The 12,276-nt window shown below is 60.6% G+C and carries 10 protein-coding genes; 1 reads left to right on the forward strand and 9 read right to left on the reverse strand.

The window, feature by feature from the left end; all coding sequences use genetic code 11:
- Nucleotides 1-24: 24 nt before the first annotated feature.
- From D466_RS23140 to D466_RS0104830, 5 genes are all read right to left on the reverse strand, one after another.
- A complete protein-coding gene (locus D466_RS23140) occupies nt 25-3,273 on the reverse strand; it encodes a bifunctional diguanylate cyclase/phosphodiesterase (RefSeq protein ID WP_081629815.1) in 3,249 nt (1,082 codons plus the stop codon).
- Nucleotides 3,258-5,906 (reverse strand): sensor domain-containing diguanylate cyclase, encoded by a 2,649-nt coding sequence (locus D466_RS23145; protein ID WP_231385661.1) that lies wholly within the window; start codon nt 5,904-5,906, stop codon nt 3,258-3,260. Before D466_RS23145 ends, D466_RS23140 begins: the two co-directional genes overlap by 16 nt.
- Nucleotides 5,907-6,509: 603 nt before the next feature.
- Nucleotides 6,510-7,703: a chromate transporter gene (locus tag D466_RS0104820; protein ID WP_018912575.1), complete on the reverse strand. Its 1,194-nt coding sequence runs from the start codon at nt 7,701-7,703 to the stop codon at nt 6,510-6,512.
- 16 nt (nt 7,704-7,719) lie between these two features.
- Entirely contained in the window at nt 7,720-8,694 is a 975-nt protein-coding gene (locus D466_RS0104825; protein WP_026284893.1) for a chromate resistance protein ChrB domain-containing protein, read from the reverse strand.
- 185 nt (nt 8,695-8,879) lie between these two features.
- Nucleotides 8,880-9,185, reverse strand: coding sequence for a hypothetical protein (locus tag D466_RS0104830; RefSeq protein WP_018912577.1), 306 nt, complete (start codon nt 9,183-9,185; stop codon nt 8,880-8,882).
- A gap of 263 nt (nt 9,186-9,448) precedes the next feature.
- On the opposite strand from D466_RS0104830, the gene D466_RS23820 reads away from it, so the two are divergent.
- Nucleotides 9,449-9,601, forward strand: a complete 153-nt coding sequence (locus D466_RS23820) for a hypothetical protein (RefSeq protein ID WP_156004014.1) — start codon at nt 9,449-9,451, stop codon at nt 9,599-9,601.
- Between the two features lie 337 nt (nt 9,602-9,938).
- On the opposite strand, the gene D466_RS20590 is transcribed toward D466_RS23820, so the two are convergent.
- The 4 genes from D466_RS20590 to D466_RS0104845 all read right to left on the reverse strand — a co-directional run.
- On the reverse strand, nt 9,939-10,817 hold the full coding sequence (locus D466_RS20590; protein WP_018912578.1) for an ATPase domain-containing protein: 879 nt from the start codon (nt 10,815-10,817) through the stop codon (nt 9,939-9,941).
- A 147-nt stretch (nt 10,818-10,964) separates the two neighbouring features.
- Nucleotides 10,965-11,156, reverse strand: coding sequence for a hypothetical protein (locus D466_RS23825; RefSeq protein ID WP_156004016.1), 192 nt, complete (start codon nt 11,154-11,156; stop codon nt 10,965-10,967).
- The gene (locus D466_RS0104840) at nt 11,153-11,836 is read right to left on the reverse strand and encodes a response regulator transcription factor (RefSeq protein ID WP_018912579.1); all 684 of its coding nucleotides are present in this window, start codon (nt 11,834-11,836) and stop codon (nt 11,153-11,155) included. The genes D466_RS23825 and D466_RS0104840 overlap by 4 nt, the downstream gene beginning before the upstream one ends.
- On the reverse strand, nt 11,817-12,276 hold a 460-nt coding region (locus D466_RS0104845), incomplete at its 5' end, for an efflux RND transporter permease subunit (RefSeq protein ID WP_026284894.1). The genes D466_RS0104845 and D466_RS0104840, both read right to left, overlap by 20 nt.

Below are 12,276 nucleotides of genomic sequence, written 5' to 3' on the forward strand. Positions count from 1 at the left end.
CAGCACCGACATCATCCTATCGGCTCAAGATATGGAAATCATGGGACCGTTTTTCTGGAGTAATGCCGCAAAGTCACCCGCTGGCACAGGTCGGCTGAACAAGTAGCCTTGGTAGGCATCGCAACCATGACAGCGTAAAAATTCAAACTGCCCCATATTTTCTACCCCTTCAGCCACAACTCGCAGTCCCAACTCTCGCGCCAGTGAGAGCACAGCCTTGGTGATCGCCATATCTCTGACACCCATCGGGAGATCTTTCACGAAAGCGCGGTCAATCTTGAGCGAAGATACAGGCAAGCTTTTGAGATACGCTAGCGATGAATAACCGGTTCCGAAATCGTCGATTCCTGTCAATATGCCAAGCCCCCTCAGTTTTTCGATCAGCCTCGCAATCTTCTCGGGTGCCTGCATCAAAACGCTCTCTGTTATTTCGATTTCCAATAAACTCGGGTCCAGTGAGTGCCTTTGGAGAGCGTTCTGGGCATCGTTGATAAACTGATCGTCTTGCAACTGAGCAACTGCGCAATTCACTGCAATAGGAACAATCGCGACGCCCTCTCTACGCCATTGGGCTTGTTGTGCGCACACCGCATTGAGCACCCATTTCCCCGCTGGAACAATCAAGCCTGTTTCTTCCAAAATCGGGATAAATTCCACGGGCGCCACAAGTCCTTGCTCAGGATGTTTCCAGCGCAACAACGCTTCCGCTCCGATAATTCTATCGGTGGCAATATCGACCTTGGCTTGGTAATACGGCACGAACTCAGATGTATTGAGCGCTCTGCGCAGCGCGCCCTCCATCTCGAGAACCTGCCGTTGTCGTGCATACAAGCCGCGCCTGTAAAGAGACCATTGCGCTGCCCCCTTCTTCTTCGCTTCGTGCATCGCGATGTCAGCGCGGCTGAAAACTGCGCTCACATCGTCTCCATCAGCGGGGTATCGGGCGATGCCGACGTGGGTGCTCACCTGGATCTCACGGGCTCCCAACACAAGAGGACTCTCGAACGCTCGGCAAACTTGCTCCGCTCGCTCGATGGACGCATGGACATCGTGCATGTACTCCAAGACTACCGCGAATTCCTCGCTCCCAAGATGGGCCAACAATTCGCCCTCACGCAGGATTGAGCGCAATCGCGCTGAAACCTGGACAAGAAGTTGATCACCGACAACGTGCCCCAATGCATCATTGATAGCCTTGAATCGATCGATACCAATCATTAATAATGCTACCTCTTTCTTGCTTCCGCGCGCCCTGGCCATCGCCTGCCCTATATATTCCAGAAGCTTGTTGCGATTGGGGAGTTCAGTCAAAGAATCATGAAAAGCCATCCAGTGTGCGCGGGCATGCGCTGTCCGGATTTCTGTCACGTCGCGCGAAATGGCAACGGCCCCGACAAAGTCGCGCCTCTCATCATAAAGCGGGTAACTCGATATCTGTAATTGGCGCAAATCGCCCTTCCCGCTATGCGCAAGAAACTCAGCTCCAGAGACAATCTCACCATGAAATGCTCGTGAAAGTGGACGTTCAGTGAGCGACGCAGGGCGGCGGTCGGGATGGAGCAGCTTGTGCCCGGACGCCCACTCGTCAAGTCCGATTGAGCGATTGACGCGTTCATGTTGGCAATCAATGAGCGCATTGGTGTATTGGATATAACCACGCTCATCGCAAGCGACCACGCCATCGGTCATATTATCCAAAACCGCTTGCAAGAAGGTATGGTTGCGCCGCAAGGCATCAGCCTTGCCCAGAACTTCATTGACGTCCTGAACGAACACAATGGCGAAGCTCGCGCTGCCGTGCTCGCCAAAGATTGGAGCGACATGCAAGCGCACCCAAATAAAATCATCCGATTTGCGACGATAGCGGCGCTGCGCGCAATAACCTCCACTCAATTCCGTAAAGATGGCAGCCACACTCCCAGCGCCCTTTTCCAAATCATCCGGATGAAGCAAGCTCAAAACGCTGGGTAGCCTGCGTAACTCATCCTCGGAGAATCCAAGCAGAGCAAGCAGCGCGTTATTGGCTTCCTGAATGCGCCCGTCTTTTCCAAAGAGCATCATACCTACGCCCGAATAGTCGAGCGCAATGCGGACCCGTTGTTGGCTGTCATACAATTCGCGCACCATCGGACGCAACTGCCAGTACAACAGTCCCAGCCCGGTAATCAATATGATGGGGATCAGCAAGAGCACCATGCGGGAAGTCGCGATCAAAGAACGAAACAACTCTCTTGCGGATATCTGACTGACCATGCCAAGTCCAGTGTTGCCCACTGGTGCGTAGGCCACGATCATCGGGCCGGCATGTCCGTTTTGTTGGCGGCTCGGGCGAATCACCACCCCGTGCTCAGCGCGCAAAGCCCGAAACTCGGGACCATTGCTTTGTAGCTGGCGGTCAGTGATGAATTCTGGATTTTCATTCGCAAGCCCCGGCAAACACAACGCGCCAGCCGGTCCCCGAGCGCAAACCACAACGGTATGGCCTGGGTTGCTCTCGTGGAGTGCAAGCTCGGAAAAGTGATCGGACTGCAGGGGAAGTATTGCTTCCAGAAATCCGAAAACAAATCCGTTGCTCCGAATAGGCTCGCGAACTCGAACCAGGAACTGCAAACTATGCGGGTCCCGGAGGAGCCACGCTTGACCTAAATACCCCCAGCGCAGAGGCAATCCGCGATCACTTGCCGTGACGTTTCCTAACTGGAACTTGAGCTGCCCTTCGGCGTTGCGCAGAGCAAGCCAATCTGGGGAGATTTGTTGAGCGCGGTCTTCCACCGCGTCCTGAAGGCCGTTGTACTGTGAGTCGATGCCTACGCCCCCCCCCAGAAGACTTTTGAGTCGCTGATCTTTCGCTAATGCGGCGATTTCCTGTCTGCGCTTCGCTATCTCTTGATTTAACGTGGATGCAAGCCGATCGTTGTCTTGTTGCAAGTGGTATTTCAGCGCGTGCTCGGAATAACCTCCCATGAATATCGTTGCAAGAAAGCCAGCCCCGCCTCCAGAAAAAATAAGAATCAGCGCCGTGAAAAACAGGATTTTGTGCGCGATTTTTTCGCGCAGGCGGCGGCGCAGCCAAATAAATCTGCTGAAGATCGCCATCACGAGCCCTGCGAACGTAAGGAGCAAGACTGCCGGCGGTAGGAGTTTCCGAGTGGGAATGAGGCCCAAGCGATACTCCGGGAAGCGTAGCAGTGCGACTGTCGTCGCAGATGCGATAATGAGCAAGATGCCAACGTCGATACATTTCCCGGGGTTGGCGATCAACTTGACTTGCATGTTCTGTCGCCCTTTGCATGAAGTGAATCGTGTTGCGGGCCGTCATGAGCGGCGTCTGATAGAGTGTTCGGACAAGCGGCCTGGCTCCAAATATGCCAACCGCGTTGACGTGAACACTTGCGCGCTTTGATTGTATAAAGTGCTTCATCGGCATGGCCTAGCAGGATGTCGGGCGCGCAATCATCAGAGGGATAAATTGTCAGGCCGAGACTGATTCCCACACCCACGGAGGCTCCTCCGGGCAATGTGTAGGGCGCTGTCAACTCACGTTCCAGACGATCGAGTATCGTTGGCAGGTCGGGCGATGTCGAAAGCTCTTCGAGGACAAGAACAAATTCATCGCCGCCGAGTCTTCCGACCGCGTCGGGAATGCGTAGCGTGGCCTGCAATCGTCGGCTTACCTCGCGCAGCAGGGCATCACCTTGGGCGTGACCCCACGTATCATTGATGGTCTTGAAATCGTCCAGATCCAAAATGCCGATGGCCATTTGCTTACGGCGGTTTTTCACCCGGACAAGAGATTGGGATATGTGTTCTAGGATGGCTCGGCGGTTGGACAGGCCGGTCAACGAGTCCGTCAAGGCCAAGGCTTCAATCCGCTGCCGGTCGCGCGCCTGGCGTAGAGCAATAGCCGCACTTTCGAGGATGTTGGTGACCAGATGTTGGAGCTCTTCATCAATAGCGTGCGGATCCCGGGCCACCAGCAGGACCACGCCTGTCGGCTCCCCGGTGTCGACCGCCAAGATGGGCCAACCCGCGAGCAGCCCCATGTCAGATAATGGAGGTTCCCGCCAGCGCGGCGACAACTGGGGATCGGCGGACGGGCTCTGAATGAGAACAGGAGCCCGCGCGTTCCACACTCGCGCACGCATGTAAGCGCCTTCTCCTTTGGCAAGCGCTCGTAGCGGTACGTCTGTCAGATGGCTCAGCGCATGCTCAAGCGCCCCGGCGACGACGCGGCGCTTGAGGATGTCTGCCTCGAGGGCGAAGACTTCAACGGCGTCGGCTCCAGTTTCCACGGCTAACGTTTGCGCGAGGATGTCATACACATCCCCGGCCGCGGTGGCCTCCAGAAGCCCGCGCTGGATTTTTCGCCGCGCCGAACGGTAACGCTCAATGCGTTCCAGCTTGGTGATATTTGCTTGTCGTTCAATGTATTCTGCGAAGGCATCGGCCATGCGCTGGAATACTTGGCGCGCCTCCGGGCCTATCACACTATCGCTAGAGTAATACGCGCAGACGAGCACTGCCTCTCCAGTCTGAGTCCGTGCTGCGGCCGATAGAACGCCCGCGATCTCGCAGGCTTGTGCACGCTGTCGCCAAGGCCCGAACTCCGGGGACTCGATCGTGGCATGTTGCGCCTCTCCTGTCGCTATGGCCTGATGGCCGGGGCCCCACCTTTCCGGACCATGCTGGTCATTACCGCATTGCAGGTGCTGGGCGAAATCGCTAGCGGGGCCCGCACAGGCGGCCATCTCACTTCTGCGCCGATCCGCAGGGAATCGTCCCACGCAGACGAGACGTGCCTGCAACAAAATGCAAAGACTGGTCGCCAAGTCGTGGAATGTGGTCGAAACATTACTCGCTGTATGCCCCATCAGTGCCTGCGTCGTGTGGGCCAGGGCGGCGTAGAACAACGATGATTGGCGTGCTGTGCGCTCTGCTTGCGCCAGCTGCGAAGCGCGTTGATGCTCGAGCCTCTGAAGTTTGTTCAGGCGTAAGGCCATAAGTGCAAGGACAACCCCCAGCAGGGCCCATTCGAGCAAAGGGATGCGCAGTTGCTGCCACCAAGCATCCCGGACAGTCGCACTCGGAATGGACACGAAGGCTTCGAGGGGCACTCCTTTCAGTGGAACAAGTGCACTCCAAGCCATGCGGTCCGTGCCAGCGTCATCCACGTGGAGCAGTCCGACGTCATGCACAGGTGCTGGCACCAGCGTAGCCTTCGGGAGCGGCGGCAAAGCATGGAGGCGCAGCCAGGCTGAAAGGCCCTCAGCGTAGGTCGTCCGTGCGGTGGGCTCCGGCCAGAGCCCCAAAAGATCGCCCTGTCGGGTGACCAATCCCATCTGCAGATGTCTGTCTGTGCCCGTGATCAATTCCGGGCGCAGCCAACTCGCAATCTGTCGGTGTAGGTCAACGTCGGCAACGAGGTCATACGCCGTAGAGCCCCTTGCCGTACGCTGCGCGAATCCCAGACGGACGACGGCTAAGCCAGCGGCCGATGCTTTCTCTTTGGGAAAGGACGTACGCACTCCGCGCTGATTACTCAGGATTTCCAGATATGCATTTGTGATAGCGTGGACTTCACGCTGCTCTTGCTCGGATGCACTGGCAATAACCCGGCCGCCAGGCAGAATAACGAAGACGGCGTCGAAATCGGGATACATCCCGCGAAATTGCCGCAGCAAGGCGACAATCTTCTGCTTGTCGGCACGGTCAAAGTAGGGAGCATCTTCCTCGATGTGATGATCAAGGAAACGGAAGCCACGGAAATACTGCTTCAGATTCTGCTCTGTCACAGATTCCGCCAGTACTGAAGTGGCATCAAGTTGAAGCCAAGTCTGATTCGCAACACTACGCCAGATCTGAATGCCATACCCCAATGCGGCAGCAGCCCAGACGATGAATCCCATCACGAGGAAAGATCGAAATGCGCGGCGTCCTGGATGTTGGCTTTTGGGTGGGCTTTTTTCCATGAGAAAATAACTTGAAGGGTACTCCCGACCCAACTCCCCCCATCCGCGCAGGGAACAGATCAACTTCAGCCAGCCGGCCTCTGCATTGTTGAGTGCCAGCAATCTAGATCGAAATTTTTCCGAAAAGTATGAGGGTAAAAAGAAAACCGCCAACTTTCGTGAACAAATTCACGCACCACGGTTCGTGGACCATGGCGCCAGGGGGCCGCCGGAAAGCTCCTGCTTGAGTGGAAGTTTCGTGATGAGGCGCGACACTCGCCTGGCAGCTAAGCAAAGGGTCTCGGCCACACAGCATGCTCGGACGACGTGAGAGGATGGTCCTGGGTTTGCGTTCAATAGCTCATGCATGAACGACGGGATCGGCCCCTCGTCAGCCGTGATTGCGGGGAATTCATTCACAGCGTCTCAGCTGACATGGCGCGTCATGCGGGCCTTGAGGGCGGCCGCCAGCGCTTCGATCGCCGACCCTGATCATGGACGCTGCTGACGTTGATCTCGCACAGGATGAGTAGTGTTCGGGCTCTTCGGGTGCAGAGCCTCTCAGCCATGGTGAAGCAAGGGGAAGGCAATCAGGCCGATAAGAGCCGCGGCAACCACGATCATTGGCTCGGGGAGCTTCTTGAATTTCCACAGCGCAATGGCAGTGCTGACGGCGAGTAGAGCGGTCAGCCAGTCGGACACCGAGCGCTGGCCGATCACGATCACTGAACCCGCGATCGCACCGATCGCAGCCGCGGTCGCACCATTGATAAAGGCCAACAGTCCAGGCCGCTTGCCATGCGACTTGAAATATGGAGCGGGCACGACGGTTAGCAGAAAACATGGAAGGAAGGTGCCCACGGCCGCTAGGACGGCTCCCCAGAAACCTTGCACCAGGAAGCCAATGAACGCTGTCGTGATGACGACGGGCCCGGGCGTGATCATCGCGACGGCGACGGCGTCGACGAACTGGCGATCGGTCAGCCAGTGGTAGTGCTGGACCACGCCGCCGTACAGGAACGGCACGATCGCCAGGCCGCTGCCAAAAACGAAGGTTCCGGCGTAGGCGAAGTAGCCGAGGATCTTGAGCAGCTTGTCAGGGTCGACCGAGGCGAACGCCAACACCGCGAGCAACGCGCCGGAGGCCGCCTCGGGAACACGCGCGGTGCCGCCAAACTTTGGCGGCGCGCGCAGCAACCAGACGAACACGCCAGAGCCGATCACGACCCAAACGATTTCGGCCTGCATGACGACAGTGAGCACTGCGTTGAGCCCGAAGATCGCCCAGAGCACCATGTCCTTGCCAATGTTCTTGGTCGTGAGCTTGTACGCGCTCATCGCGATGATTCCGATGATCGCAGCACCCACCCCATAGAACACGGCTTGCATCCAGCCGATGCCCCCGAAGGCGACGTAGGCTGCGCCGAGCGCAACCACCATGAAGAATGACGGAAGCACGAACGCCAGGCTCACCAGCATCGCACCGAGAAGTCGGTAGTGCACGAAGCCCAGATACATCGCGAGCTGCGCAGCCATCGGCCCAGGCATCAGTTGTGCGAGCGTAAGGCCCTCCTTGTACTCGCTCTCGGTGATCCACTTGCGTTTCTCAACCAGGTCACGGTACATATAGCCAACAAGTGCTACCGGACCGCCGAAACCCCACGTACCCAGCCCCAGCAAGTAGCCGACAAGTTGCCACAACGTGTAGCTCGGGGCGACGGGCAGAGCGTGCTCTAGCGAGTGTGAATCGCTCATCACCTTCTCCTAGTTCTCAGAGGCCTGCGCGCACGGGTGCACGCTGAAAATGGACATAGAGCGAATCCAACATGCTCGACATCTCGCTCAGGAGTGCGTCGTCGTCGTCGAGCCGCGCCCTTGCGCCCGTCATGACTGCCTCGAAGCCAGCGGCCTCCGGTACCGGCTCGCCGCCGACGTCCAGGTGGTGGACGAGCGCTGCCAGCCGCACCAGCGCGGGATCTTCCTCGAGGTCGAAGGAAGCCATCAGTGTCTCGAAGGTGACGCGGTCGCCAACGTGCGTGAAGGCCGCACCGTCGAAGTCGAAGCCGAGTACTCCCTTCGGAAGTTCGGCGGGCTGGGACAGCCAGACGAAAGTCGCCTGAGGATCGATGAAGCGGAGAATCAGCCAGGCGCTCGCGACTCTATCGATCCACAACTTTCGTCGTGTAGCCCAGATCTTTCCGAGGTACCGCTCCTTCAAGAGACGCGGGATGCGAGCGTCTATCTCCTTTGGCTCGTCGGGCGAGAGCACCGATTGGATACGCTTTGCCAGCTCGTCGAGGGCAACCTCAGCCTCTACGCTCGCATCGCTGGGGAAAAAATCGATCGCGCGGACTGCCTCGAAATCCCGACGCAGCTTACGCTGCAGGCGCGCAAGTTCGGCCGGGCCGAGCGCAGCCAAGCTGCGGCTTGCGTCCTTCCAGGCCATGCGCAGATCCGCGTAGTCGTTGCTGCGATCGAATAGCCCACGCCAAGCCTGTTCGTTCTCAGTGCTGTGCGGCTGGGCGCCGACGAGCCAGGCAGCGCCGCCTTCGTGGATGCAGTCTCTCGCGATTCCAAGCAGGGCATCCTCGCGGGTTTTGTCGGCTGGCAACAGGTAAGCACCGTCGCGCAACGCCATGCACCCCAGCGCCTTCAGCGCGCGCCAGACTCGCATGCGCGCAGCCGCACTCGGCGTCGGGAGGGAAATGACGAGCAGCAGCCATGAAGGTTCAGACCTGAACGACATGTCTCAATTATAACAATCATGTTATGTAACGTACGCCGGATGGTCTTGCCCAATGAGGCATGAGCCTAGCGACGACCAAAATTCCAGCGAGAGGTGAGCCGGGACGGTACCCGTACGGGCGATTGAGCGGATGACGGGTAGCGCGTGGGCGCGGCGCATCGTTCATCCTAGGCTCGGTGATCGACCTAAGCGAAGCGCAACTGCGCACCGTGGTGCAGGTGCACCAGGTTGTAGATGGCACGCAGGAGTTGGAGTTCCGTGTGGCCGAGTTCAATGAGGGCTAATACCGGTGGATCGGCGAGGTCCTGCAACGACCGGGCTACCGACACTCGGGCGTGGGAGTCTGGGTGCCCACCGGGGGTCTTGGTCAGCACTGCACGCTGCTGGCGGTAGCCGTCGCTACCGCGCAGGTTGGACAGGTGGGCGACCGCGAGCGAGCCCAGGCGCTCGAACCAGACGTCGGCGAAGACGTCGCGCTGACGGCGCAGCACGCACGCGTGGCCGGTCTGGACAGCGTGCTCATGGCGCGGTCCACGTCGGTGGCCAGCAACGCCACGTCCGCCGCCGTGTAGCGCCGGGCAAAAGCCCGATCCGGGGCAGCATATCGTTTCACCGGAGCCTGACCAGGCGCGTGACCTGGGCGGGGCTGTAGCAGCTGAGGTGCCATAGGCAAGCCACCACCGCCCTCCGGTTCTCCCCTGGCAATGGCGCGATGAGGCGCCGACGAGCCGTCAAGCGCGCCGGTATCAATCGCATGGGAATTCTGGGCCGCGCCGACGTCCACGCTGTGGTGCCGATCGGACAAGGAGCACAGCGGCTCATCGAGGCGATCAAGCCAAGGCGCTATCGCTATGGCGGCTCGGAAAACATGTACTTCTCCGGCGAAATCGTGGCCCAAGGGCCATGACTCGACCTCGCATCCGGGACTACTCATGCAATCCGCGACACGCCGAGTGCCCCTCGAGCCCCCTTGGTACGGGGCGCGTCTAGAGATCAGGAGGCGGCCGACGGCAGTCTGATTCTCGCTGGCGGGGGGGCAATCAATGGTCGGCGCAGGCCTGCCCTGGCTATAGCTCAGGTTGTTCGCCGAGTCGATGGCAACGTCCGGCGCTGCAGTCCGCAGTTCCATAGCGTAGGTCTGCATCGTGGAACTGCTGGTCTCGACTCCGTTGGTCTGCGCAATGCTGATGGCGATCGTCGCGTTCAGCGTGGCCTGCATCCACGCAGGACACTCCGCCCCGGCGTCATTCGGTCGCGTAGCGCCGGCGCGTCGGGCGCCCGTTGAGCTGGCCTTCCTGGTCGCGCATGATCTCGCCGACTCGCAACCCGCCGTCGTCGGTAGTGAACGAGTGCAAGGCGTCCGAGTGGGTACTTGCGCGCACCTTGACCACCCCCATCATGTGCTGCAGCCGGCTGTCCACCTCGACGTAGCGCTGCACGATGATGGCATCGGTGAGGAAAGCGGCGCCGTAGGGGCTGAAGCGCAGGTCGCCGTAGCGGTCCTCGAGCTCCGAAGTCATCAATACCGTGATCCCGGCGTTGGCCAACGTGGTGACCAGGCGCAGCAGCGATTCCCGAAAATCTTGCTGAAAGGTCGGTGCCAGGGCCAATTCGAGGCCCGACAGCGAATCGATGACCACGCGGCTTGCCTGGAGCCGGTGTACCTCGCGCATGAGTCGCACCAGGAACTCGTCGATCGACAGATTCCCCGGCTGACCGTGAATCATTCCGACCTTCCCGACGCCGATGAGCTCGACGAGTCGGCCGTTGCGCGACTTGCTCGGGTGTTGCTCGAATGCGGCGATCACGCAGGCTTCGCAGCAGCGCGCGCCCTCGGCAAGGAACACGGCGGAGAGAATGCTCTTGCCGGATCCGGAGGGACCGGCAACAAGCAGGGAGTACCCGCGTGGCAAGCCGCCACCCAGCATGCCGTCGAGTCCCGCCTCTCCCAGGCTCAAGCGTCGGAAGTCCCGCGACTGGGCTGCCGACTGCGCCGCTGATTGCGTATCGCGGAGATCGGGATAGGCGAACACTTCAAGCCCGCCCCTGCCGATGGTGTAGGAATGCAGCCCCGGCCGCGTGGCCTGGCCGCGCATTTTCATGACCTCGAGCTTGCGCACCATGGAGTTGCGCTCCACGCTCTGGGCCACAGTAGCCCGTCGGCCACCGTGAACACCGGGTTGGCATCGGCCACGTCGGCATATTCGCCGATCATGAAGGTCGTGGCCTGCCAACTGGTTAGCATGGCACCGAGCCGCTGCGCGAACTGCTCATGCAGGCACCGGGTTGATACGTCGATTCGCCCAATCGATGCGCTTCGGGTTGGCTTCCCTTCGGCTCAGCGTGTTGAGCAACGCGCGGGTGCAAACGGCTACCAGCGCCAATATCGGAGTGGTGCAGCGCCAAAATCGGCGCAGCAGCGACTGCCAAGCCCAGTGACGCAGCACCTGCACGGCCGTCATGGCGCGCCGCCCGTGCCGTCGGCGTCGCGGTCGACCACCCAGCCCACGCCGCGCACGTTCTTGATGGCGCCGGCGCCGAGCTTCCTGCGGATGCTGTGGATCAGGTATTCCACGGCGTTGCTCTCCACCTCTTCGTTCCAGCCGTAGATCAGGTTCTCCAGGTCGTCGCGCGACAGCACGGCTCCCGGGCGCAGCAGCAAGGCGTGCAGCAGCGCGTATTCTCGCGCGGACAGGCGCGCGCTGGTCTCGCCGAAACAGGCCTGGCGGGTGGCGGGGTCCAGCGTGACCACGCCGTTGCCCAGCAGCGCCTGCGCCTGGCCGCCCTTGCGCCGGGCCACGGCGCGCAGGCGCGCCAGCAGCTCGCCGGTCTCGAAGGGCTTGATCAGGTAGTCGTCGGCCCCCAGGTCCAGGCCGCGGATGCGGTCGTCCACGCCGTCGCGCGCGGTGACGATGATCACCGGCAGGTTGTAGCCCGAGCGCCGCGCCGCCTGCAGCACCCCCAGGCCGTCGCGCCGGGGCAGCCCCAGGTCCAGCAGCATGGCCTCGTAGGGCGCGGTGCGCATGGCCAGCAGCGCGGCGTCGCCGTCGAGCACCCAGTCCACCGCGTGCGCGGCGTCGCGCAGCGCCTGCTGCGTGGCCGCGCCCAACATGCGGTCGTCCTCAACCAGCAGGATGCGCATGATCCTCGTCTCCTCCCGGGCCGACGCCCGTCTCGCTCGCCAGGCTGCCGCGCAGCAACGCGAACAGCGTGGGCATGAGCAGCAGCACCAGCGGCAGCTGCACCGCCAGGCCGGCGATGATGGCCACCGCCAGCGGCTGCTGCATGGCCGAGCCCTGGCCGATGGCCAGCGCCAGCGGCAGCAGGGTCAGGATGGCCGCGATGGTGGTCATGGCGATCGGGCGCATGCGGTTCACCCCGGCCTGCACCAGCGCCTCGTGCAGCGCCATGTCCGGGTGCGCCTGCTGCAGTTCCTGCACCTCGCTGAAGTAGAAGATCGCCACCTCGGTCACGATGCCCACGATCATGGTCATGCCCATCATGGCCGAGATGTTGAGCTCGATGCCGCCGATCCACAGGCCCACGAACACCGCGGGCAGCGCGAACAGCGGCATGGCCAGG

It is taken from the genome of Thiomonas sp. FB-6 (assembly GCF_000377645.1).
Taxonomy (GTDB): Bacteria; Pseudomonadota; Gammaproteobacteria; order Burkholderiales; family Burkholderiaceae_C; genus Thiomonas_A.